The organism is Bradyrhizobium sp. USDA 4474, from assembly GCF_054057515.1.
In genome coordinates this window covers 738227-761666 of record NZ_JBSRZJ010000002.1, presented here as the reverse complement: position 1 = coordinate 761666, position 23440 = coordinate 738227, and the positions used below count along the sequence as shown (strand labels likewise).

23 protein-coding genes and 3 pseudogenes are annotated in these 23440 nt (G+C 64.2%); 13 read left to right on the top strand and 13 right to left on the bottom strand.

What is annotated here, in order from left to right; genetic code table 11:
• Positions 1-39 precede the first annotated feature (39 nt).
• Entirely contained in the window at positions 40-954 is a 915-nt protein-coding gene (locus tag ACVW16_RS05450) for a PhzF family phenazine biosynthesis protein (RefSeq protein WP_456704341.1), read from the top strand.
• Positions 955-957: 3 nt separating this feature from the next.
• On the opposite strand, the gene ACVW16_RS05445 is transcribed toward ACVW16_RS05450, so the two are convergent.
• Together ACVW16_RS05445 and ACVW16_RS05440 are read right to left on the bottom strand one after the other, a co-directional pair.
• Complete coding sequence (locus ACVW16_RS05445; protein WP_456704340.1) at positions 958-1419, bottom strand: DUF488 domain-containing protein; 462 nt, start codon at positions 1417-1419, stop codon at positions 958-960.
• A 9-nt stretch (positions 1420-1428) separates the two neighbouring features.
• The gene (locus ACVW16_RS05440; protein ID WP_456704339.1) at positions 1429-2265 is read right to left on the bottom strand and encodes a DUF72 domain-containing protein; all 837 of its coding nucleotides are present in this window, start codon (positions 2263-2265) and stop codon (positions 1429-1431) included.
• A gap of 102 nt (positions 2266-2367) precedes the next feature.
• On the opposite strand from ACVW16_RS05440, the gene ACVW16_RS05435 reads away from it, so the two are divergent.
• The 4 genes from ACVW16_RS05435 to ACVW16_RS05420 all read left to right on the top strand — a co-directional run bounded on the left by ACVW16_RS05435 (position 2368) and on the right by ACVW16_RS05420 (position 5797).
• Entirely contained in the window at positions 2368-2616 is a 249-nt protein-coding gene (locus ACVW16_RS05435) for a hypothetical protein (RefSeq protein WP_456735569.1), read from the top strand.
• An 85-nt stretch (positions 2617-2701) separates the two neighbouring features.
• On the top strand, positions 2702-2905 hold the full coding sequence (locus ACVW16_RS05430) for a hypothetical protein (protein WP_456704337.1): 204 nt from the start codon (positions 2702-2704) through the stop codon (positions 2903-2905).
• A gap of 240 nt (positions 2906-3145) precedes the next feature.
• Positions 3146-4273: a glycosyltransferase gene (locus tag ACVW16_RS05425; RefSeq protein WP_456704336.1), complete on the top strand. Its 1128-nt coding sequence runs from the start codon at positions 3146-3148 to the stop codon at positions 4271-4273.
• Between the two features lie 18 nt (positions 4274-4291).
• Positions 4292-5797 carry a glycosyltransferase family 39 protein gene (locus ACVW16_RS05420; protein WP_456735568.1) on the top strand — a complete coding sequence of 502 codons (1506 nt, stop codon included), beginning with the start codon at positions 4292-4294 and terminating at the stop codon, positions 5795-5797.
• A gap of 80 nt (positions 5798-5877) precedes the next feature.
• Here the strand turns inward: ACVW16_RS05420 and ACVW16_RS05415 are convergent.
• Positions 5878-7089: pseudogene (locus tag ACVW16_RS05415) on the bottom strand (CHASE2 domain-containing protein); the annotation flags it as partial.
• A gap of 674 nt (positions 7090-7763) precedes the next feature.
• On the opposite strand from ACVW16_RS05415, the gene ACVW16_RS05410 reads away from it, so the two are divergent.
• Positions 7764-8840 carry a DUF2778 domain-containing protein gene (locus ACVW16_RS05410; RefSeq protein ID WP_456735567.1) on the top strand — a complete coding sequence of 359 codons (1077 nt, stop codon included), beginning with the start codon at positions 7764-7766 and terminating at the stop codon, positions 8838-8840.
• A 78-nt stretch (positions 8841-8918) separates the two neighbouring features.
• On the opposite strand, the gene ACVW16_RS05405 is transcribed toward ACVW16_RS05410, so the two are convergent.
• Both ACVW16_RS05405 and ACVW16_RS05400 read right to left on the bottom strand, forming a co-directional pair.
• Positions 8919-9557 (bottom strand): glutathione binding-like protein, encoded by a 639-nt coding sequence (locus ACVW16_RS05405; RefSeq protein WP_456735566.1) that lies wholly within the window; start codon positions 9555-9557, stop codon positions 8919-8921.
• Positions 9558-9569: 12 nt separating this feature from the next.
• Entirely contained in the window at positions 9570-10163 is a 594-nt protein-coding gene (locus ACVW16_RS05400; RefSeq protein WP_456735565.1) for a cysteine hydrolase family protein, read from the bottom strand.
• A gap of 137 nt (positions 10164-10300) precedes the next feature.
• Here ACVW16_RS05400 and ACVW16_RS05395 point away from each other — a divergent pair, with 137 nt between their 5' ends.
• Positions 10301-11134: a LysR family transcriptional regulator gene (locus ACVW16_RS05395; protein ID WP_456735564.1), complete on the top strand. Its 834-nt coding sequence runs from the start codon at positions 10301-10303 to the stop codon at positions 11132-11134.
• 274 nt (positions 11135-11408) lie between these two features.
• Here ACVW16_RS05395 and groL read toward each other — a convergent pair whose 3' ends face one another.
• Positions 11409-13049 (bottom strand): chaperonin GroEL, encoded by a 1641-nt coding sequence (groL, locus tag ACVW16_RS05390; RefSeq protein ID WP_456704330.1) that lies wholly within the window; start codon positions 13047-13049, stop codon positions 11409-11411.
• 46 nt (positions 13050-13095) lie between these two features.
• On the bottom strand, positions 13096-13410 hold the full coding sequence (locus tag ACVW16_RS05385) for a co-chaperone GroES (protein WP_092239996.1): 315 nt from the start codon (positions 13408-13410) through the stop codon (positions 13096-13098).
• Positions 13411-13814: 404 nt separating this feature from the next.
• On the opposite strand from ACVW16_RS05385, the gene ACVW16_RS05380 reads away from it, so the two are divergent.
• Positions 13815-14102, top strand: a complete 288-nt coding sequence (locus ACVW16_RS05380) for an usg protein (protein WP_092239997.1) — start codon at positions 13815-13817, stop codon at positions 14100-14102.
• Positions 14103-14271: 169 nt separating this feature from the next.
• Positions 14272-14847, top strand: a complete 576-nt coding sequence (locus ACVW16_RS05375; protein WP_456704329.1) for a cupin domain-containing protein — start codon at positions 14272-14274, stop codon at positions 14845-14847.
• Positions 14848-14957: 110 nt separating this feature from the next.
• Here the strand turns inward: ACVW16_RS05375 and ACVW16_RS05370 are convergent, their stop codons facing one another.
• Complete coding sequence (locus tag ACVW16_RS05370; RefSeq protein WP_456735563.1) at positions 14958-16208, bottom strand: NupC/NupG family nucleoside CNT transporter; 1251 nt, start codon at positions 16206-16208, stop codon at positions 14958-14960.
• 128 nt (positions 16209-16336) lie between these two features.
• On the opposite strand from ACVW16_RS05370, the pseudogene ACVW16_RS05365 reads away from it, so the two are divergent.
• Positions 16337-16498, top strand: a pseudogene (locus ACVW16_RS05365) (helix-turn-helix domain-containing protein); the annotation flags it as partial.
• Positions 16499-16697 (top strand): annotated as a pseudogene (locus tag ACVW16_RS05360) (FGGY-family carbohydrate kinase); the annotation flags it as partial.
• An 81-nt stretch (positions 16698-16778) separates the two neighbouring features.
• Here ACVW16_RS05360 and ACVW16_RS05355 read toward each other — a convergent pair.
• The 5 genes from ACVW16_RS05355 to ACVW16_RS05335 form a co-directional block, all read right to left on the bottom strand.
• A complete protein-coding gene (locus tag ACVW16_RS05355) occupies positions 16779-17537 on the bottom strand; it encodes an SDR family oxidoreductase (protein WP_456704327.1) in 759 nt (252 codons plus the stop codon).
• Positions 17538-17562: 25 nt separating this feature from the next.
• The gene (locus tag ACVW16_RS05350) at positions 17563-18321 is read right to left on the bottom strand and encodes a peptidase (RefSeq protein ID WP_456704326.1); all 759 of its coding nucleotides are present in this window, start codon (positions 18319-18321) and stop codon (positions 17563-17565) included.
• Positions 18322-18408: 87 nt separating this feature from the next.
• Complete coding sequence (locus ACVW16_RS05345; RefSeq protein ID WP_456735562.1) at positions 18409-19257, bottom strand: transglutaminase family protein; 849 nt, start codon at positions 19255-19257, stop codon at positions 18409-18411.
• A gap of 171 nt (positions 19258-19428) precedes the next feature.
• Positions 19429-20373, bottom strand: a complete 945-nt coding sequence (locus tag ACVW16_RS05340; RefSeq protein WP_456704324.1) for an alpha-E domain-containing protein — start codon at positions 20371-20373, stop codon at positions 19429-19431.
• Between the two features lie 4 nt (positions 20374-20377).
• Complete coding sequence (locus ACVW16_RS05335) at positions 20378-21796, bottom strand: circularly permuted type 2 ATP-grasp protein (RefSeq protein WP_456704323.1); 1419 nt, start codon at positions 21794-21796, stop codon at positions 20378-20380.
• A 222-nt stretch (positions 21797-22018) separates the two neighbouring features.
• On the opposite strand from ACVW16_RS05335, the gene ACVW16_RS05330 reads away from it, so the two are divergent.
• Both ACVW16_RS05330 and gpt read left to right on the top strand, forming a co-directional pair.
• Complete coding sequence (locus ACVW16_RS05330) at positions 22019-22756, top strand: competence/damage-inducible protein A (protein WP_456704322.1); 738 nt, start codon at positions 22019-22021, stop codon at positions 22754-22756.
• Between the two features lie 35 nt (positions 22757-22791).
• A complete protein-coding gene (gene gpt, locus ACVW16_RS05325) occupies positions 22792-23319 on the top strand; it encodes a xanthine phosphoribosyltransferase (protein ID WP_456704321.1) in 528 nt (175 codons plus the stop codon).
• The last annotated feature ends 121 nt before the right edge of the window (positions 23320-23440 follow it).

Here is a 23440-nt window from a genome sequence, read left to right as displayed (position 1 = left end):
GCGGTCGGCTTGCCGCCGCCATTTGCGTGAGGACTCGCCATGCAGCGCCGCTATGTCACCATCGATGTGTTCACCGATCGCGCTTTCGGCGGCAACCAGCTTGCCGTGGTGCTCGATGCAGGCGGGCTCTCCACACAGCAGATGCAGGCGATCGCGACCGAGTTCAATTATTCGGAGACGACGTTCGTGCTGCCGCCGCGCGACAAGGCCAACGACGCCGAGGTGCGCATCTTCACGCCGGTACTCGAGATTGCCTTTGCCGGCCACCCCAATGTCGGCACTGCGTTCGTACTTGCGTCAATGGCCAGACAGCCGAAGCCGCGTCTGCTGTTCGAAGAGAAGGCCGGGCTCGTGCCGGTGGAGATCGTTCGAGAGCATGGTCGGGTGATCAGGACGGAGCTTACCGCGCCGCAGCCGCTCCAGCGGTTTGCGCCGCTGTCACCTGCCGAGGCCGCGAGCTGCATTTCGCTGAGTGCGGACGACGTCAAGACCGACAACCATGCGCCGCATGTTGTCACCGTCGGAAACGCGTTTCTGGTGATGGAGCTGCATTCGCGCGAGGCGTTGAAGCGGGCCCGGCCCGATGCTGCGGCCTATGGTAAGCTCCTGCCGCGCGACGGCGCCCGCTCGGTGTGGTTCTATACGCGCGACGTGCCTCCGGAAGAGGCGCCGTGCGAGCGGCAGGCGCGCATGTTCATGCGCGGCGCCAGCGGCCTCACCGAGGATCCCGCCACCGGCAGCGCGACCGTCGCCGCCGCCGCGCTGTTCGCCGACCTCGATTCCGTCAGCGATGGCGAGTTGAGGCTCGCGGTTGGCCAGGGTTTTGATATGGGCCGCCCCAGCATGCTCCAGACGCGCGTCGTCAAGCGCGATGGCAAGATCGTATCGGCCCATGTCGGAGGCGCTTGCGTGCAGATGATGGAGGGGACGTTCAGGTTGGCGGGGGAGGGCTGACAGCTACGCCTGCCGCCCCGCCAAATTCTTCACCGCCACGCCATCGCGCTCCTCGATGAGTTCGGCGATGATCCGGCGGTGGCAATGGGTATGGTCGCGCTCGTAGCAGAGCAGGCAGACGGGCCCGGCTTTCATCACCAGCGCCGAGAGCTCGTCCATCTGCTCCCTGGCCTCCGGCGTCTTCAGATGCTCTAAGAAAATCTTCTCCAGCACGTCGTATTGCCCGCTGCGCGCGGCGAGCCGACCCTCCTTGGGCGTGCCGAGGCCTGCGAGATGAACATAGGCTATGCCGCGTTCGTCGAGACCTGCGGCGAGCTGCTTCTTGGAAAAGCCCGGCCGGCGCGACGACGTCACGGCGCGCACGTCGACCACCAGCTTGACGCCGGCCTGCTCCAGCTCGTCCAGCACGGCCTTGGGCGGCGTCTGCTCATAGCCGATGGTGAAGAGCTTTTTCGCCTTGGCCATCGCTCTCTTTCAGCTGACCCGCGCGATCAGTTCCATGGCGCCATGCGGTGCGCGCACCTTGCCTTCGTGGATCACATAGGCGAACACGTCGCGCGGCTCCTTCTTCGGCTTCGCCTTGTCAACCTTGGGCAGGTCGTCGGGTTCACGTCCCTCGGCCCAGGCGTGGAAGCGCTCAGCCCAGGCGTCGAGTTGCTTCGGCGGATAGCAGGTCTTGATCTCGTCATTACCCTTCTGCAGCCGGGCATAAACGAAGTCGCCCGCGACATCGGCGATGGCGGGATATTTGCCGTGCTCGGCGAACACGACGGGCGTCCCGAATTCGCGGATCAGCGCGATGAATTCAGGCGCGCAGAAGCTGTCGTGACGCACTTCGACGACGTGACGCAGCGCGCGGCCATCGAGCCTGCGCGGCAATAGTTCCAGAAACTTGCCGAAATCGGCGCCGTCGAATTTCTTTGTCGGCGCGAACTGCCACAGCACCGGCCCGAGATGATCGCCGAGTTCCAGCACGCCGGAATCATAAAAGCGCTTGATGGAATCGCCGGCCTCGGCGAGCACGCGCCTGTTGGTGGCGAAGCGCGGTCCCTTCACCGAGAACACAAAGCCCTCGGGCACTTCGGCTGCCCATTTGCGAAAACTCTCCGGCTTCTGCGAGCCGTAATAGGTGCCGTTGATCTCGATCGAAGTCAGCTTCGAGGCGGCGTAGGAAAGCTCCTTCGCCTGCGTCAGCTTCTCCGGATAGAACACGCCGCGCCACGGCTCGAAGGTCCAGCCGCCGATACCGATGAAGATCTTGCCGGATTTTTTGGTCGCGGTTTTTGCTTTGGCCACGGAGGGATCTCGCATCGGCGGGAAGGGGAGGGCCGCATCCTATTCAAACCGGAAGTGATTGGCCAGTTGTCGCATCCTGTCTAGGCTCGCTGCGCCGTCTGCAAAAAAAGCGAGAAGATGCGGATGCAGTTGCCGGGAGCGGCGCTCGTGATGATGACATCTGCTGCCAGGACCTATTCGGCGATGGCGCAAGACGCCGACGCGAAGGGCGTACAGAAGCTCACCATGCACGGTAGCGACGATTGCTGGCATTGCCTCGCGCGGGAATATTCGCGCGACTCAAATCAGGCCGCCGGTGAAGTAAGAAGTGGCGAATGGCGAGTAGCGAATAGGGGCGGCTACCGGCTTGCCGCCATTCGCCATTGACTATTCGCCTCGCGCCCCCTGGCCCTTCCGGCCGTGCGTTCATCCGTGGTATGATCGGACCTATCAGGAACAGGGGCGGGCTGGCATGTCGTCTGAGTCGGTGGGTGGCATTTTTGGCGCTGTTGTCGCGGCGGTGGCGCTGGCGGTTGCCGTCGTCTTTGGGCCGATCGGGCAGTACGGCAAGCCCCCCAAGCCGGCCAAGGTCGAGCCGGCCCCCGCCGTGGCGCCCGCAGCCCCGGCCGCGCCGGCGCCGCGGGGGCCGGTGATCCGGGAAGTCCCGAACCAGTAATGGCCTGAAAATGGGCGGTTTCGGCCTCTTGCGGAGCGGCTTCGCCGTCCCCATCTAGGCTCCAACGGCGACGTCGAGCGAATACTCCGTCGCTGGAACGACCTTGGAATAGCTTGGGCTGCGCCGGATGTACGCGCGGTTCGCCGTTCCGGGGTCGTTGGCATTTTAGGCCCTGCTTTGGGCCGTTCCCCCAAGACCCCGGCTTGGCATCGCAGGACGCGGCGGATATACGCTGCCGTCATGAATGAAGCGATCAGACCGGGCGTCGACTATCAGGCTCAAGAAGGGCCGGAATTGTCGGTTATCGTCCCGACCTTCAACGAACGTGACAACGTTACCGTGCTGTACCGGCGGCTCGAGGCGACGCTTGTCAACGTCGCCTGGGAAGTCGTGTTCGTCGACGACAATTCGCCTGACGGCACCTGGGACGTCGTGCGTGCGCTCGCTCTGAAGGACAGCCGCGTGCGCTGCATCCGCCGAATCGGCCGCCGCGGCCTGTCGGGCGCCTGTATCGAGGGCATCCTGGCTTCGAGCGCGCCTTACGCGGCCGTGATCGATGCCGACCTCCAGCATGACGAGACCCAGCTGCCGAAGATGCTGCTGCTGCTCGCAAGCGACAAGGCCGACCTCGTCGTCGGCAGCCGCTACATCGAGGGCTACAAGAGCGAAGGTTTCAACAAGCAGCGCGCCGGCGCCAGCGCGCTGGCGACCGAGGTCGCCCGGAAGATGCTGCGGGTCGAGATCGCCGATCCCATGAGCGGCTTCTTCATGGTGCGACGCGATCGCTTCGAGCAGCTTGCGCCAAAACTGTCGGTGCACGGCTTCAAGATCCTGCTCGACCTCGTCGCGACCGCGCATGGCGAATTGCGCGCGATCGAGATTCCCTACACGTTCGGCGCCCGCCAGCATGGCGAGAGCAAGCTCGATTCCATGGTCGCGCTCGACTTCCTCGGCCTCGTGCTTGCGAAGCTGACCAACGACATCGTCTCGCTGCGCTTCATCCTGTTCGCGATGGTCGGCGGCATCGGCCTGGTGGTGCATCTCACCACGCTGTTCGTCGCGCTCGAGCTGATCAAGGTGCCGTTCGCGGAGGCACAGGCCGCCGGCGCCGTCGTCGCCATGACCACCAACTTCGTCATGAACAACTTCCTCACCTATCGCGATCAGCGGCTGAAGGGCTTTGCGATCCTGCGCGGCCTGATCATGTTCTACATCGTCTGCAGCGTCGGCCTGCTCGCCAATGTCGGCGTCGCCTTCTCGGTCTACGACCAGGAACCGATCTGGTGGCTGGCGGGCCTCGCCGGCGCGCTGATGGGCGTGGTGTGGAATTACGCGATGTCCGGACTGTTCGTCTGGCGCAAGAAATAGCGCGCCAAGGATTCAGGTATGGGCGGGGCTGACGCGCGGATCGTCCGCAATACGGCGCTGGCGCTCCTCGCGCTGGTCGCGTTGCGGCTCGTTGCAGCCGCCTTCACGCCGCTTACCTTCGACGAAGCCTATTACTGGATGTGGTCGAAGAGCCTCGCTGGAGGCTATTACGACCATCCGCCGATGGTGGCTTACGTCATCCGCGCCGGCACCATGATCGCGGGCGATACCGAGCTCGGCGTCCGTCTGGTCTCGATCCTGCTCGCGCTGCCGATGAGCTATGCGATCTATCGCACGGCTGCGATCCTGTTCGGCGGGGCGCGGGTGGCCGCGACCAGCGCCATCCTGCTCAACGTGACCATGATGGCTTCGGTCGGCACGCTGATCGTGACGCCGGATGCGCCGCTGCTGGTCGCTTCCAGCTTCGTGCTGTTCTTCCTCGCAAAAGTGCTGGAGACCGGCCGCGGCGCCTGGTGGCTCGCGGTCGGCGCCGCCGTCGGCGCGGCGCTGCTGTCGAAGTACACCGCGATGTTCTTTGGCGCTGCGATCCTGATCTGGCTCGCTTCCGTACCGAAGCTGCGGCGCTGGTTCCTGTCCCCCTGGCCCTATCTTGGTGGCCTCGTCGCGCTTGCGCTGTTCTCGCCGGTGATCCTCTGGAATGCGGATCATCACTGGGTTTCTTTCGTCAAGCAGCTCGGGCGTGCCAAGGTCGAGGATTTCCGCCCGGTCTTCGTCGCGGAGCTGATCCCGACCCAGATCGCATTTGCGACGCCACTGGTGTTCATCCTCGGCGCGATGGGCCTGCACGCACTGACCTGGCGCCGGGCCGGCGCGCTGGCCTCGCGCGTGCTGATCGAGACGATGTTCTGGACCATCGTCGCCTATTTCGTCTGGCATTCGCTGCACGCCCGCGTCGAGGCCAACTGGTTCGCGCCGGTTTATCCGCCCTTCGTCGTCGCCGCAGCAGCCGCGGCCAACCTTGCGCAGTGGAAGCCGCGGGCGCAGCGCCTGGTGAATTTCTGCCTGCGCTGGGCTGCGCCGACCGGAATCGTGATGTTTGCCGCGCTGATCCTGCAAGCCAATACCGGCTGGCTGTCAGGCTATCGCCGCGATGCGACGGTGCGCAGCGTCGGCGTCGGCTGGCGTGAGCTCGCCGCGGCCATCGAAGCGGCGCGCGTCGCCAATGGCGCGAGCTGCGTGCTCACGCCTGACTACGGCACCACGGGCTGGCTCGCCTTCTATCTGCCGCGCGGCTCCTGCGTGGTGCAGCAGGACCAGCGTATCCGCTGGGTCAACATGCCCGAGCCCGATCCAAAACTGCTCGCAGGCAAGCTGATCTATGTCGACGAGATCAGGCCCGATGGCCATCCCTTCCTCAACCACCTCTTCACGCAGGTGAGGCGCATCGGCGAACTGCAGCGCAAGCGCGGCCCGCTGGTCGTGGAGACCTACGGCATCGATCTGCTCGAGGGCGCCAGGGGCGACGTGCTGGACCGTTCGCCGCCGCCCGAACTTCAGCCCTGAAGATCACGCCGCTCTCCGGCGCGGACTACGCCGTTCCGCGCCACGGAAGTTTGCGGCCTGCAGCTGCTTGACGATCAGCGCCTGGCCAGTGAGCGGCTCTCGGTTGTGAGATCCTGGGCGGGGCGGCGTTCCGTCCACAGTTGCACGCCGATGAACACCGCGACTGGCGGTACGGCAGCCGCAAGCGTGATCGCGGCATCGAGCCAGACGCCGTGCGTGAACGCGAACAGATTGAGCCCGGCCCAGGCCACCATCGCCGCCGCGGCCGCGACGTAGCCGAGCGCGCTGCGTCGCCAGGCGAGCAGGCCGACCAGCAGCATCGGCAGCAGGATCGCGACGAGGCCATCTGCGATGTGAACCCTGCGGTCGCGCAAGATGCCGTCGCCGGCGACCAGATGCGTGATCGCGGTCGACACCACCTCGACGCCGGGCATCAGGGAATCGAACGGCGTCGGAGCGAAATCGCTGCCGCCGGCAACGGCGGCGCCGATCACGACGATCCGGTTCTCGATCGCCTTGCGGTCGAGCGTGCCGTCGAAAATGCTCTGCGCGCTGACGGTGCGAATGGTGCGGCGCGGGCCGTAATAGGTGATGGGCAGCGAAAAGCCGCTATCGGTCGGCACCGTGCGATCACCGAGCATGAGATGATCGGGCGCGATCGTCAGCGGCTTGTCGAGCGCGCGGCTGGCGACCCGCAGCGGCAACGACAGTTCGATCCTGTCGCCGGTCCGGAACAGCATCGGCTCCGAGAGCGGCGAGCCGGATTGTCCGGTCGCGACGTTGACGATTCCGACATCGGCGTGGTCGGCGAAAGCTGGCAACGGCAGCAGAAAGCGCTCGGCCTGGGGAAGGGTGGCGAGCGGCCCGTCGCCGCCGGATGCCACCGTCTCGCTCGCGGCCGGAAAGATCGCAGCGCCTGCGAGCACCATCGGGCCGGTCGCAAGCGTGTGGGCCAGCGTGGCATCGCCGATCGCGGCGCTGCGGTCGACCAGCAACAGGTCGATTGCGACGATTTTCGGCTTGAACTGCACGATGGTGTCGACCACGCGGGCGAGGTCGGCGCGCGGCAGCGGATAGCTGCCGCCGCGTTTCACCACGGTGTCGTCGATCGCGACGATGGTGACGAGATCGGGCGGAGCCTGCACGCCACGAACCTGGGTTCGCCAATCGGTCAGCGTCGCCTCGAGCCGATCGAGAAAGAGCAGATGGCCGTTGGCGTGAGCGGCAAAAATGCCGCCGCCCCATAGGGCAGCGAGGACGAGGGCCAACACGATCTCGGTGCGTCTATTCATACCGTCGTACTGCGATCCGGTCTTGGTCCGCGTCGTTTGGCGCGAACCTCGTTTCAATGTCTGCGGACTTCGTGATCCAGCCTTCTTGGCCGGGCCGTGGTGACCCAACCTTGCCATCAGCACACCGACGCGCGGCAAAAGGCCGAGCACGTAGCTATTTTCTCGTCCGGGCCATTTCCAGATCGGTGCGATCAATTTTCAGTCAGGGAAAACCGTCTTTCCTCTCCCTTGTCCTCCCTGGAGAGGGAGGAGCCGGGCTGCGCCAGCGTGGCGCAATGGCTTCCCCGCTTTCTTCCGGTAATGGATGACCACGAAAACGACTTGGTTGGTGCGTTTAGAGATGCGGCCGGAGGTCTCGGAATCGGCTGCGGAACCGGCCGAGAATTGTGGTTAACAGCGTAGCCTAAGTCAGTAGTTGTGCGGGCTTTTTTCTCGAAATGGCACAGCGTTAACGGGTTGCCCTGGATCTGCCAGAACTTAATCCGCATTTAACTAAAAGTCGCCTTAATGACGCTCCGACCTTCTGCGAGATGCCATTCCCGGATCGTGACCAGCGGCACTTCGGAGGGGGACTTAGTGACACCGTCCTGGACGCAAGGCGAATGAGTACGAGTATCGCTGCGCAAAGTTACGCGGCACGGAAGCCAAACAATTCTCGGAAGTCTTCCCGGAACATGACCAACCAAAACGTGCTTGGCGCCGCCGTGGCCGGCTGCGTCCTGCTTGCCGGCTGGACCGTCTACAACAACATCTTCGCAGCCAGCGTCTATCCGACCGTCGGCAGTTCCGGCTACGACGAGCCCGTGGTCAAGCGCGCGCCCAAGGTCGCGCTGCGCGAAGCGGGCGAGGCCATCAGGGAAACCTTTGCGCTGCTGCCCGACCGGCTGCAGGTGGCTGCACCGATCTCGCGCGAAATGTTCAATGAGCGCTTCGCCGCGGCAGCGACGCAAGGCGTGGACTCCAACGCCGCGAGCGCCGCGCCCGAGACCAAGGTCGCCGAAGTCAAGGATGCGCCGAAGCCGACCGTCGTCGCGAAGGTCGCGGACGTGCTGAAGAGCCCCGTCAAGGCCGTCGAGAGGATCGCGGATTCCGCGAAGACCAGGCGCTCGGAAGCGCCGGTGCAATTGGCTTCTGCTGATCCGGCCCAGATCGTGCCGGCGCCCGAGGCGAAGCCGAAGTCCTTTGCCGATCGTGCCAAGGCCGCGGTGATGTCGATCACCGGCCCGCGCCAGTCGATGGTGGAGAAGCTCTGGGGCAAGCGCGAGCCCTCCGGCGGCTTGCTCGCCTACGCCTCGGCCGACGCCAGCGTGACCTCGGCGATCGCGCCGAAGGAGCAGAACCCGATGTTCGGCGGTGCGCCGCCCTACGAACGCGACACCGCGGTCTACGACATCACCGCCAAGACGGTCTATCTGCCTGATGGCACCAAGCTCGAGGCGCATTCCGGCCTCGGCTCCAATCTCGACGATCCGCGCTCCTCGAAAGTCCGCATGCGCGGCGTGACCCCGCCGCACATCTACAATCTGAAGCCGCGCGAAGCGCTGTTCCACGGCGTGCCCGCGCTGCGTCTGACACCGATCGGCGGTGAGAACGCAATCTACGGCCGCGATGGCCTGCTCGCGCACACTTTCATGCTCGGGCCGAACGGCGATTCCAACGGCTGCGTGTCGTTCAAGGATTACTACGCGTTTCTCGACGCCTATCGCAACAAGGGCATCCGCAAGCTCGCGGTGCTGGCGCGCGTCGAGTGATCTCAGTCGCCTCCAGACAATAACAAGGGCCGCTTGCAGCGGCCCTTTTTCATTTCGCCGCTTCCGCCTGTGACCTTGTCAGGCCGCGCTGGTTGCCATGGTCTTGCGCAGCGCCATCTCGGTCGCGATCGCCTCCCGCACGGTGGGGCGCGCCTGCAGGCGTTCGAGATAGGCTGCGAGCGGTGGCCATTGCGCGATGTCCACGCCTGCGGGACGAAGCAGCAGCAAGGCCCAGGTGAGATGCGCATCCGCGACGGTGAAGCGGTCAGCCACCAGGAACTCGCGGTCCGCCAGATGTGCCGATGGCACCGACAATGTCTGTCCGATCCGCGCGCGCGGCTTGGCGAGAGAGGCATCATCCTTGTACCAGAAGGTCGGAAACAGAAAGGCCTTGTGGATCTCGGCCCCGACGAAGCTCAGCCATTCCTGCAAGCGGTAGCGATTGACGTCGCCAGGCGGTGGTGCAAGACCGCGCTCGGGCTTCATGTCGGCAATGTATTGCAGCACCGCCGCGTTTTCCGTCAGGCGCTCGCCGTTCTCCAGCACCAGCACCGGCACCGCGCCCTTCGGCGAGATGTCGCGAAAATCGCCGCCGTCGTCCGCAATTTTCTTGGTCTGGAGATGCACCTGATGATAGCGCGCATCCAGACCGGCTTCCATCAGCGCGATGCGGCTCGCAAGCGAGCAGGCCATCGGCGAGAAATACAGCTCCAGCATCGCGTTTCTCCGTTATCTCAGCGCATCGCCGCGCGCGATGATCGCGAAGCGGTCGGAAAGTTCGGCCAGCGCAACCTCGTGAATGGTGCGGGCGTCGAGCGTGCCGCCGCGTCCATCCGGCAGGTCGCGCGTGGCGCAGGCATCGGCATCGACAGTGGTGCGAAGGCCGAGATCGAGTGCGGCCCGCGCGGTGGAGCTGACGCACATATGCGTCATGAAGCCGGCCAGCACGATGTTCTTCCTGCCGGTCTCGTCGAGGCGCGCCTTGAGGCCGGTGCCGGCGAAGGCATTGGGCAGCTCCTTCTCGATCACCAGCTCGCCGGAGCGCGGCTGAAGCTCCGCGACGATGGCGCCGCGCTGGGTGCTGCGATCGAACAGGCCGCCTGCCTTGCCGCGATGGGCGATGTGGATGATCACAGTTCCCGCTTCGCGCGCCCGCGCCAACAGCGCGGCTGCGCGCGCGATCGCCGGCCGGGCGTCGGGCAAGGCAAGGGGCCCCGCGAGGTATTCGTTCTGGATATCGATCAGCACCAGCGCGGCGTCGCCAAGACGCGGCGGATTGAGGTCGGCGCCGGCGAGCTGGAGCAGGGTCGTTGCAGCAGTCATGGTCGTGGTCATCTCCGAGGGAAAGCCGAGGAAGGCCTGCCCAACCATAGCGCGGGGTGGGCCTGCCGATATGCAGGGATATCGCAGCCGCCGGCTGCGATATTGCAGGCAGACCCCGCGCGATGTAGCCTGACGCCATGAACTGGGACGATTTGCGCATCATCGCTGCCGTCAGGGACGAGGGCACCTATGCCGGCGCCAGTGCGCGACTGCGCATCGACGAGACCACGGTCGGGCGCAGATTGTCTCGCGTCGAACGCGCGCTCGGCCTGCGCCTGTTCGAGGCCGCCGACGGCGTCCGCAAGCCAACGCGGCAATGCGAGGCGGTGCTGGCGCATGTCGAAGCGATGGCGGCGCATGCCGCCGAGATCGGCCGCGTCGGCGAGAGCCTGGCAGGTCCGGTGGGACGCCTGCGCATCGCCTCCACCAACACGGTCGCCGAAGAGGTGCTATCGCCGCGCGCGAGCGACTTCCTGCGGGCCAATCCCGGCCTGACATTGCAATTCCTGACCTCGAGCGAGAACGTCAAGTTCTCGCGCTGGGAGGCCGATCTCGCCATCCGACTGCGCAAGCCCGACAAGGGCGACTTTGCGATCTCGAAGCTCGGCGAGATCAAGCTCTATTATTTCGAGCCTGTCGCGGGCGAAGGCGAGGCGATGCTGTGCGCCTATCCGGATGAGCTCGGTGCCATTCCCGAGATGCAATTCCTGCGTACCAGGAAAGTCCGTGCGCGCTGCGTCACCGACAACGTCCGCGTCATCCGCAACATGATCCGCGCGCATCAGGCCGCCGGCGTGTTGCCGGAATATGTTTGCGCGGATCTGCTCGCCGATCGTCGCCTGCGTGCCGCGCTGTTGCCGAAGCGGCGCGATGCCTGGCTGCTCGTGCAAAATCATCTCAAGCGCGACGCCGCAACGCGCGTGACGATCGATTGGGTGAGGACGTGTTTTCAGGAGATGGCGCGCAGCTGAGGCGATGTTTCGATGTGACGATCCAAAATTGTTGTTACAGCTCTTGGTTGAATGGTTCTCCGTCTGATCCTGACCATTCGGTTGTCATTCCGGGGCGGCGCGAAGCGCCGAGCGACGGTGCGCAATTGCGCACTTGCGTCCGGCTTGCGACGACGAGCGCGCGTCCAAACAAAAACCCCGGCATTGCTGCCGGGGTTTCGCATTTGTGGAGCGAGATCCCGGATCTGCGGTGCACCACTCCGCGCTGCACCGCGTCCGGGACGACTTCGTCGCCTTAGAAGTCCATGCCGCCCATGCCGCCGCCCGGGGGCATCGCGGGCGCCGCGCCGCCCTTCTTGGGCAGTTCGGCGACCATGGCTTCCGTGGTGATCAGCAGCGCCGCAACCGAAGCTGCGTTCTGGATCGCGGTACGGACCACCTTGGTCGGGTCGATGATGCCCTTCTTGACGAGGTCGCCATATTCGCCGGTCTGGGAGTCGAAGCCGTAAGCATAGGCCTTGTTCTCCAGGATCTTGCCGACGATCACCGAGCCGTCTTCACCGGCGTTGATCGCGATCTGGCGAGCGGGCGCCGACAGCGCTTTGCGCACGATCTCGACGCCGGTCTTCTGGTCGTCGTTCTTGGTGCGCAGGCCCTTGAGCTGCTCGGAGGCACGGAGCAGGGCGACGCCGCCGCCCGGGACGATGCCTTCCTCGACAGCCGCGCGGGTCGCATGCATCGCGTCATCAACGCGATCCTTGCGCTCCTTCACCTCGACCTCGGTCGCGCCGCCGACGCGGATCACCGCGACGCCGCCGGCGAGCTTGGCGAGACGCTCCTGGAGCTTCTCACGGTCGTAGTCCGAGGTGGTCTCCTCGATCTGCGCCTTGATCTGGGCCACGCGCGCCTCGATGTCGGCCTTCTTGCCGGCGCCGTTGACGATCGTGGTGTTCTCCTTGTCGATCATCACCTTCTTGGCGCGACCGAGCATGTTGAGCGTGACGTTCTCGAGCTTGATGCCGAGATCTTCCGAGATCGCCTGGCCGCCGGTCAGGATCGCGATGTCCTGCAGCATGGCCTTGCGGCGATCGCCGAAGCCCGGAGCCTTGACGGCCGCGACCTTGAGGCCGCCGCGCAGACGGTTCACGACCAGGGTCGCGAGCGCCTCGCCTTCGACGTCCTCGGCGACGATGACCAGCGGCTTGCCGGTCTGCACCACGGCCTCGAGCAGCGGCAGCAGCTCGTTGAGCGAGGAGAGCTTCTTCTCGTTGATGAGGATGTAGGCGTCGTCCATCTCAACGCGCATCTTGTCGGCGTTGGTGACGAAGTAGGGCGAGATGTAGCCGCGGTCGAACTGCATGCCCTCGACGACGTCGAGCTCGGTCTCGAGCGACTTGGCTTCCTCGACGGTGATGACACCCTCGTTGCCGACCTTCTTCATGGCGTCGGACAGGAACTTGCCGATCTCCTGGTCGCCGTTCGCCGAGATGGTGCCGACCTGGGCGATCTCGTCGTTCGAGGTGACCTTCTTGGAGTTCTTCTGGAGGTCCGCAACGACGGCCTCGACCGCGAGGTCGATACCGCGCTTGAGGTCCATCGGGTTCATGCCGGCGGCAACCGACTTGGCGCCTTCCTTGACGATCGCCTGGGCAAGCACGGTGGCGGTGGTGGTGCCGTCGCCGGCCGCGTCAGCGGACTTCGAGGCGACTTCGCGCACCATCTGCGCGCCCATGTTCTCGAACTTGTCGTCGAGCTCGATCTCCTTGGCGACGGTGACGCCGTCCTTGGTGATGCGGGGAGCGCCGAACGACTTGTCGAGCACGACGTTGCGGCCCTTCGGACCGAGCGTGACCTTCACCGCGTTGGCGAGAACGTCGACGCCGCGCAGCATCTTGTCGCGCGCTTCAACCGAGAATTTGACTTCTTTGGCTGCCATCTGGAGTTTTCCTTGGATATGTTTGACTGGAGGGAGCGAGGGGCCGTTAGGCCGCCTTCTTCTTGGAAGCGGGGACGTCGAGGACGCCCATGATGTCGCTTTCCTTCATGATCAGGAGATCGACGTTGTCGATCTTGACTTCAGTGCCAGACCACTTGCCGAACAGCACGCGGTCGCCGACCTTCAGGTCGATCGGGATCAGCTTGCCGGCTTCGTCGCGGCCACCCGGGCCAACGGCGACGACTTCGCCCTGGGAGGGCTTTTCCTTGGCAGTGTCGGGAATGATGATGCCGCCAGCGGTCTTCTCTTCTGCGTCGATGCGCTTGACCACGACGCGGTCGTGAAGCGGACGGAAATTCATGCAGTCCTCCTAAACATTTGCACGAGTTGAGGTTTTTAGCTTGTTAGCAATCTGTGCCCGCGAGTGCTAGCACAGGCGGGATTGAAATAGGACAGGAATTTTGCGGGAGCAAGGGTTTGTAGCAAAAAAATCAGCAGCCGGAAGCACCGAGTGCCAACTTCGTGCGGCCATCGTTAACCGCGTCGCGAGGGCCTCTCCAGGCTTCCTTGGGGGCCGTATTAGCACGGAGCTGCATCTGCTGCTAACGCGTTGAATTTCAACAGCTTGTTAAACTTTTAGGCTTGAGATGGATTGTCGGTTTGCGTCACATTTCTCTCATGTGAGCGCATCTCCACCGGGTGGCGCAACCAGTCGCGTACCGGATCAAGCCACCCCCTGAATGCGCTCCTGCAAAGGAGGTTGGCATGGGATTGCGGGTTGGAACCGTTTCCGAGGATTTCCGGAAACAGTTGCTGGGCTACGGGCTGACGACGGCCCAAATTCTCTACAGGATGCCGGATCATCGCTCGCTGCTGCAGACCTATGTCTGGCAGAACTACGACATGTTTCCGAAATTCCCGGCGCTGACCGACTTCCTGGCGTTCTGGCAGGAGAAGCTCGACGGCCCGCTGCATTCGGTGACGGTGGCGCATTCCAAGCTGATCAAGCCGGCCGAGCTGCGCGCCGTGGATGGCGTGTTCCGGCTGCATTGACGGTGTGTAGGGTGGATTAGCCTGCGGCTGGGCGAAGCGCGTCGCTGGCGTAATCCACCTCTTTGCTTTCCACGCCGAGAGAGAATCGGTGGATGACGCCTTCGGCTGATCCACCCTACGAGAGCTGTTTTCATGCTAGCCTCCGTCCATGACAACGGGAGGCCGGCCCATGGCCAAGAAAACAAAATCGGAAACAAAATCGGAAACAAAATCGAAAACAAAATCGCGCAGCGCAGCCCAGAGCGCAGTGAAAAAGCGCAGCGGCGCCAAAGCCGCAACCCGCTCCTCGGCGCGCAAGGCGGTGAGGGCGAAGGCGCGCACGACGACGGCAAATGCATCCGTCAAGAAGCCGGCGCGCCCCAGGCAGCGCATCGCCATCAGCCATCACCGCGAGGAAGATTTCAAAGCCGATGGCCTGCGTGCTTACGCAAAATACCGCGACCTCGGCATCGCCGCCGCAAGCCACGGCCTCGCGCAAGCTCACGTCATCCGCCTGCAAGGCCCCTGCGATCCCACTGAGGTCTCGAAGCTGCACTTCCACGACGTCGAGTTCCAGATGGTCTACGTGCTCAAGGGCTGGGTGAAGACCTACATGGACGGGCAGGGCGAGACCATGATGAAAGAAGGCAGCGCCTGGACCCAGCCGCCGAAGATCAAGCACATGATTCTGGACTATTCCGATGACGTGGAATTGCTGGAAGTGATCCTGCCGGCGGAGTTCAGGACGGTGGAATTGAAGGCGTAGGCCGATCTCGTCACTTGTCATTGCGAGCGAAGCGAAGCAATCCAGACCACCTTCGCTGATACATTCCTGGATTGCTTCGCTCCGCTCGCAATGACGGCGGAGAGACCGCGCTACGTCAACACTCCCACGATCGCGCCCATCAGGCAGGTCGTCAGCGTCCCCGACACGATAGACTTCAATCCCAGTGCGTTGATCTCCTCGCGCCGGTCCGGCGCCATCACACCCAGGCCGCCGATCATGATGCCGAGGCTGGCGAAATTGGCGAAGCCGCACATCGCGTAGAGCATGATCAGGCGCGAGCGCGCATCGAGTGTATCGGGTGGCATTTTCGAGAAGTCGACATAGGCGACGAGTTCGTTGAGCACGGTCTTGGTGCCCATCAGGCTGCCGGCGGTGATCGCCTGGTCCCACGGCAGTCCCATCAGCCAGCACACCGGTGCCATGATCAAACCCAGCACGCGCTGCAGCGAGATCGCGGCACCGCCGACGTTGGGCAGCAGGCCAAGCACCGCATTGACGAGATAGACCAGCGCCACCAGCACCAGGAGCATGGCCACGATGTTGATCAGCAGTTCGATCCCCGCACTGGTACCTTTCACGATGGCGTCCATCGTGCCCGAAACCTGCATCTCCGGATCCTCCAGCGCGCCGCCGGTGCGCTTGTCTGACGTCTCGGGGATCATGATCAGGCTGACGAGGATGGCAGCCGGCGCGCCCAGCACGGAGGCGATGACGAAATGCGCGGCCGCGTCGGGTATGAGGGGAGCCAGCAGCGTCGCATAGAGCACCAGCACGGTGCCGGCGATGCCGGCCATGCCGCCGGTCATCACCAGAAACAATTCGCTGCGGCTCATCTGCGCCAGATACGGCCGCACGAACAGCGGCGCCTCGACCATCCCGAGGAAGATGTTGGCGGCGGTCGAGAGCCCGACCGCGCCGCCGACCCCTAAGGTGCGCTCCAGCAGCCAGGCCATGCCGCGCACAACAGGCGGCAGCACGCGCCAGTAGAACAGCAGCGTCGTCAGCACGCTCATCACAAGCACGATCGGCAGCGCCTGGAATGCCAGGATGAAATCGGCACCCGGCGCCTTCAGGTCGAACGGCAGGGGGCCACCGCCGACATAGCCGAACACGAAGGAGGAGCCGGCGCGCGAGGCGGCCGAGATGGCCCCGACCGCGTCGTTGATGGCGCCGAAGGCGTGCGCGACAACAGGCACCTTCAGCAGCACGATCGCGGTGACGAAGGTCACGACGAGGCCGATCAGCGCCTGGCGCAACGAGACCGCGCGGCGATTCTCCGCCAGCGCGAAGGCGATCAGCAGCAATGCGAAAACCCCGAGTGTCGATTGCAGCCGCAGCATGATGTCCCCAAACCCCCCGATGATTATGGCTGTGCCTGCGTTGCAAACGCAATGCCGGGAATGTTGCTGGCAGGCCCGCTGTTGACAAGCTCGCCTGCATCGGTCACGCGGGGAAGATTGACATCAGGGAGCGGCTCCGCATCGATCTCGCCTGCCAGATCCTGATGAGCGACGAGCAGGCCTCCATCGCCGACATCTGCTTCGAGGTCGGCTTCAATAATCTCTCCGACTTCAACCGCCAGTTTTTGGCGGGGAAGGGTATGCCGCCCTCGCGCTTCAGACGATTGCTGGCCAGTGCGCTGATCGCCGGACTGGATATGCGCTCGCACCTGGAGAGCTTGCTGGCTCTCTATCTCGCCGGCCTGTGCGGCCTCGGTTACGGCGCGCGGCAGATCGTGCGCGCCCAGCAGGACAAAGGCATCGCCATCGAGACGATCGTCGTCAGCGGCGGCGCCGCACAGCCGTCTCGTGCGGCAGGTGCTCGCCGATGACGATTGTTGAGACAGCGCCACCCCCGCAGCAGGCGTCGTTAGACGCCTACCGTGCATGGGGGTGTCTTCGCGTCTTGCTTCAGCCGCGTCCGACGAACGGCATCTTGGTGGCCATGACCGTCATCGTCAGCACATTGGCATCGAGCGGCAGGCCGGCCATGTAGGCGACGGCATCGCCGACCGCCTTCGCGTCCATGCGCGGCTCGTGCTTGGTGGTGCCGTCGGGCTGCAGCACGCCGGGGCCGTTGACCATGCGATCGGTCATCGGCGTCGCGGCATTGCCGATGTCGACCTGGCCGACCGCGATGTCGTACATGCGGCCGTCGAGGTTGGAGGCCTTGGTCAGGCCCGTGATGGCGTGCTTGGTCGAGGTGTAGGCCGCCGAGAACGGCCGGGGCGCGTGCGCCGAGATCGAGCCGTTGTTGATGATGCGTCCGCCGCGCGGGCTCTGGTCCTTCATGATGCGGAAGGCGTGCTGGGTGCACAGGAACGGGCCGGTGAGGTTGGTGTTCACCACCGCCTGCCACTGCTCGAGGCTGAGGTCCTCGAAATTCACGGCCGGCGCGCCCATGCCGGCATTGTTGAACAGCACGTCGAGCCGGCCATAGGTCGCCTTCACCTTGTCGAACAGCGCGGCGATGGATTCGGGCTTGGTCATGTCGGCGGTCACGCACAGGCTCTTGCCTGCGGGGCCGAGCTTCGCTGTCTCCTCGAGCATGTCGAGCCGGCGGCCGACCAGCACCACGGTGAAGCCGATGTTCATCAGCGCCAGCGATGCGGCGCGTCCGACCCCGGTGCCGGCGCCCGTCACCACTGCGATTTTTTTCGCTTCACTCATCGTTTCCTGCCTTTTCTTTGAGTTGTCAGATTTTGGGTTCTTTTTCGTTCTTGTAGGGCGGCCGCGGAATGTTCTGATGCGCCGCGCGCAAGGCGGCCGACCAGCGCGAGCGCAGATCGTGGAAATAGGGCTCGCCAGCCTCGATGCGGTGGTTGAGATCGGCCTCGCAGGCGTCGGCCCGCACCACGAGCACGTCGATCGGGAGGCCGACACCGAGGTTGGAGCGCATCGTCGAGTCCATCGAGATCAGGCCGGTCTTCAGCGCCTCGTAGAGCTCGACGTCGTAATGCATGGCGCGGTCGAGCACCGGCTTGCCGTATTTGTGCTCGCCGATCTGCAGGTAGGGCGTGTCGGTGGTGCACTCGATGAAATTGCCCGCGGTGTAGATCATGAACAGGCGCATGCGGGAGCCCTTGATCTGGCCACCGAACAGGAAGGAGACGTCGAAGGACACGTCCTCGGATCTCAGCGCCGGTCCCTCGGTCGCATGCACCGCCCGGATCGCCCGGCCGATGCGCTGGGCGGCCTGGAACATGGTCGGCGCGTTCATCAGCGTCTCGACCTCGCCCGTGTTGGGGTCTTCGAGGCCTTCGGTCAGCGTCGAGAGCACCGACTGGCTGATGGCGAGGTTGCCGGCGCTGGCGATCGCCATGATGCGGTCGCCGGGCTTGGAGAAGATGTGCAGCTTGCGGAAGGTCGAGACGTTGTCGAGACCGGCATTGGTGCGGGTATCGGCGATCATCACGAGCCCGTCCCGAACCAGGATTCCACAACAATAGGTCATTTCCAGTCCCCGAACGCGTTTGCGCGGAATTACTAGCCAATTTCGGAGGCCGCTCCAACCCCGATTCCCAGGGGTGACGCGGGACGACTAGCTCTGCCGCTGCGACTGCGATTGCGACTGGCCACCGCGGCCGGCCTGCTCGACCTTGACCGCAACCGTCAGCGTCTCCGTGCCGCCGCCATAGCGGGTGCCGCGCACGGGAGCCGCGCCGAGATAATCGAGACCGATCGCGACGCGGACATGGGCGTCGGTGGTGCAGATGCTGTTGGCGGGATCGAAACCGACCCAGCCGAGACCATCGACGTAGGCTTCCGCCCAGGCATGCCCGGCACCCTGATGCACCGTGCCGTCGGAGCGCAGGAAATGACCGGAGACGAAGCGCGCCGGCACGCCGCCGATCCGGGCGCAGGCGATGAAGATATGCGCATAGTCCTGGCAGACGCCGCGCTTGAGCGTGAAGGCTTCGGCGGCCGAGGTGCCGCTGTTGGTCGGGTCTTCGTCGAACGTCATGTGATCGCTGATTTGCGACATCAGCGTGTGCAGGAAGCCGAGCGTGTCGTTCTCGGCCTCGCTGCGCAGCTGGCGCGCAACTGCGGTCATCGCCGGATTGGCGGTCGTGAGGTCGGTTGTGCGCAGGAACATGTCGGCGGGAAACCGCTCGTCCGCGCCGCGCAGCACGCCGCCGGTATCATGGGTCTCGATCAGCCCTTCGGCGGTGATCTTGATGTCGCTCAGGGGCCCGCAGGACAGCACATGGGTGACATTGCCGAACGCGTCTTCGTGCATGTCGAGCTTGGTGTCTGTGGAGACGTCGATCTGCCATTCCGCCACATATTGCCCGTCATGGCTGCACGGCGTCATGCGCAGGATCTGGATCACGCTGGTTGCGGCCGGCTCGTAGCGATAGGTCGTGGTGTGCTGGATTCGCAGGCGCATGGTGGACCGTGCCGTTAGTGGTTAAGCCCGACTGGCTGGCGTGAAGAAGGTCGTCATTGCCCTGGCTTGTCCCGGGCATCCACGATCTTCGTCACCGCGCTGGAACAAGAACGTGTATGGCCGGGACAAGCCCGGCCATGACGAATGTCCCATATCGCCAGTGGGCGGGCATCAGATCAAATACTGCTTCGTGATGATTTCGCCCAGCCTGGAATTGTCAGCGATGAATTCCTGAATGAATTCATGCACGCCATGCTGGAAAATGTCGTTCATGTTGCTGTGTTCCAGCCGGTTGCGGATGCCGCGGGCGTGGCGCTGGGCCGGACCCTGACGGCCATAGGCGACGCCGATCTGGTCGAGGTTGCGCACGAGATTTTCGTAGCAGCTCGCCAGCGAGCGCGGCAGCGTCCCGTTGAGAATGAGCAGATCCGCAACCAGCCAGGGTTTCAGCGTCTCGCGGTAGACCCAATGATAGGCCGTCAGCGCCGATACCGAGCGCAGGATCGAGCTCCACTGATAGAAGTCCAGCGGACCGCCGACATGCTCCTCTTCGGGCAGCAGCACGTGATACTTCACGTCGAGAATGCGTGCCGTGTTGTCGGCGCGCTCCAGATGCAGGCCGAGCCGGGAGAACCAGTAGGCGTCGTTGCGCAGCATGGTCCGGTAGGCCGAGCCGTCGAATCGCAGCGATGTCTCCTGCACGAAGCGCAGGAATTTGGCGAGGTCCTCGCGGGTGGAGGTGCCCTTGCTCCAGACCGCCTGAAGTTCGATCCAGGCCGAATTGATCGTGTCCCACATCTCGCTCGTCAGCGCCGTGCGGACCGAGCGCGAGTTCAGCCGCGCGGCCTCGATGCAGTTCCTGATCGAGGACGGATTGTCGGCGGAGAACGAGAGGTAGTCGACGACATTGTGCTCGTTGGCTTCCTCATGGGTCTGATAGAAGCTTTCCGCGACGCCGGCGGTGAGCAGCGCCGAGGCCCATTCGTTGGTCTTGCCGATATAGGCGGCGGGAAGCGCGGTGACACGCAAGGTCGCATCGATGGTGCGTGCGAGATATTCGGCCCGTTCGACGTAGCGGGCGAGCCAGTAGAGATTTTCGGCGGTACGCGACAGCATCTGACTACTCGTCCAAAATCCAGGTGTCTTTGGTGCCGCCGCCCTGGCTCGAATTCACCACGAGCGAGCCTTCCTTCAGCGCGACGCGCGTCAGCCCGCCCGGCACGATCGTCGTGCTCTTGCTGCCGGTGAGCACGAAGGGCCGCAGGTCGACATGGCGCGGCGCGAGGCCCGAGGCCGTGCAGGTCGGGCAGGTCGAGAGCGCCAGCGTCGGCTGCGCGATGAAGCCTTCCGGCTCCCGCTTGAGCTTTTCGCGGAACGCCTCGATCGTGGCCTTGGTCGCGGCGGGGCCGATCAGCATGCCGTAACCGCCGGAGCCGTGCACCTCCTTGACCACGAGCTCGCCGATGTGATCGAGCACATAGGCGAGATCTTTCGGCTCGCGGCAGCGCCAGGTCTGCACGTTCTTCAGGATAGGCTCCTCGCCGAGATAGAATTTCACGATGTCGGGCATGTAGGAGTAGATCGCCTTGTCGTCGGCGATGCCGGTGCCGACGGCGTTGGCGAGGGTGATGTTGCCGGCGGCATAGGCCGACATCAGCCCGGGCACGCCGAGCGCAGAATCGGGACGGAAGGTCAGGGGATCGAGGAAATCATCGTCGACACGGCGGTAGATCACGTCGACACGCTTCACGCCCTCGGTCGTTCGCATGAAGACTTCGTTGTTCTTGACGATGAGGTCGCGCCCCTCGACCAGTTCGATGCCGAGCTTGTCGGCAAGGAAAGAATGTTCGTAGTAGGCGGAATTGTAGACGCCCGGTGTCAACAGGGCGACCGTCGGCTCGCCCGAGGCGCTCTGCGGCGCGACCGAGCGGAGCGCGGCGAGCAACTCGTCCGGATAGCGCTCGACCGGCGCCACCCGGTGCCGGGCGAACAGATCGGGAAACAACCGCATCATGATCTCGCGGTTTTCCAGCATGTAGGACACGCCGGACGGCGTGCGCGCATTGTCCTCCAGCACGATGAAGTCGTTGGCATCGACCCTGATGATATCGATGCCGGCGATGTGCACGTAGACGTCGTGCGGTACCTGCTGGCCGTTCATCTCGGGACGAAAGACCGGGTTCTGGAAGATCAGATCGTCGGGTACGATCTCGGCGCGGAGGATGTCGCGGCCGTGATAGATGTCGCGCAGGAACATGTTCAGCGCCTTGACGCGCTGCTTCAGTCCCTTTTCCAGCACTGTCCATTCCCTGCCGGACATGATCCGCGGGATCACGTCGAACGGGATCAGGCGCTCGGTGGATTCCGAATCCCCATAGACCGCGAAGGTGATGCCGATGCGGCGGAACAGGAGCTCGGCCTCCTGGCGGCGATACTCGAGCGCCTCGGGAGGCGTCTCCTTGAGCCAGCGTGCCAGCTCCTGATAGGCGGGGCGAAGGTCCCCACCGGGAATATTCATTTCATCAAACGCGACTGCCATAGATGCCGACTGTTCTCCGTGGCCATGCGGCAAGAGTGCATGACTTTCATGTGGTAGCAAGGGGCGGGCCAGCGCGATAAGCATGGACCAGCAGCATTTGTCGGGGACGGCTGGCGGCCTGCCTGAAAAAATGGCTGAGGACTGCTTATTTCGGCAGCAAAACCGCGTGACTTCAACGCGTTACCTCGGCAAAGTCGGGACCAGAGGTGAGGGACTTAAGGTATGAGCGAGATCGTCACGGCGGGCATTCTGGTCATCGGGGATGAAATCCTGTCCGGCCGGACCAAGGACAAGAATATCGGCTTCATCGCCGAATATTTGACCAATATCGGCATCGACCTGAAGGAGGTCCGGGTCGTCTCCGACGACGAGTCCGACATCATCGCCGCGTTGGATGCACTGCGGCATCGCTACACCTACGTGTTCACCACTGGCGGCATCGGGCCGACCCATGACGACATCACCGCCGACAGCGTGGCCAAGGCGTTCGGCGTCGGCATCGACCATCATCCCGAAGTGGTCGCCCGTTTCAGGGAGCGCTGGAGCGAGCAGGACCTCAACGAGGCCCGCCTGCGCATGGCCCGCATCCCCGATGGCGCCGAGCTGATCCAGAGCGCGACCATCCTCGCACCCGGCTTCAAGATCGGCAATGTCATCGTCATGGCGGGCGTGCCCTCGATCATGCAGGCGATGATGGACATCGTCTCGCCGAAGCTGAAATCGGGCGTGCGCATGCTCTCGGAATCGGTCCGCGCCAATGCGCGGGAGGGCGACATCGGCAGCCCCTTGCGCGCGATCGCCGCCGCCCATCCCGACACCATCATCGGCAGCTATCCTTTCATGGACGAGGAGCAGAAGCCAAACACCAATCTGGTGGTGCGCTCGCGCGACGCGGACAAGCTCGCAGCAGCGATGGCGGCGGTGAAGGACATGCTGGCGGGATTGAACATCACGCGCTAGCAACTAGCTGCCGACAGGCGAAGCAGGAGACGATAATGGCTGGTGAAACACCGCAATTGAGCGCAGAGGAACGGGCAGGCCGGCCCTTTCCTGTGTCGTGGGATCAGTTCCACCGGGATTGCCGGGCGCTGACCTGGCGGCTCAACGAGGTCGGTCCCTTCCATGCGGTGATCGCGATCACCCGCGGCGGCCTGGTGCCGGCCGCGATCGTGGCGCGCGAGCTCGGCGTGCGCGTGATCGATACCGTCTGCATCGCCAGCTACGACCATGACAAGCAGGGCGAGCTTCAGGTCCTCAAGGGCATTTCAGAACAGGCCATGAAGCTGGGCGGCGGCACCGGCAAGGGACTGTTGATCGTCGACGACCTCGTCGACACCGGCAAGACCGGCAAGCTGGTGCGCGAGATGCTGCCTGATGCGCATTTCGCCACCGTCTACGCCAAGCCGAAGGGGCGCCCGCTGGTCGACACGTTCATCACGGAAGTCTCGCAGGACACCTGGATCTTCTTCCCCTGGGACACCGCGCTGTCCTACCACCCGCCGCTGCGCGACGGCGCGGCGTGATCTTGCTTCACCTCGCCCCGCTTGCGGGGAGAGGCCGGATTGCATCGAAGATGCAATCCGGGTGAGGGAGAGCCTCCGCGAGTCCTTCTCTCACCATATCTGCGGAGGCAGCCCCTCACCA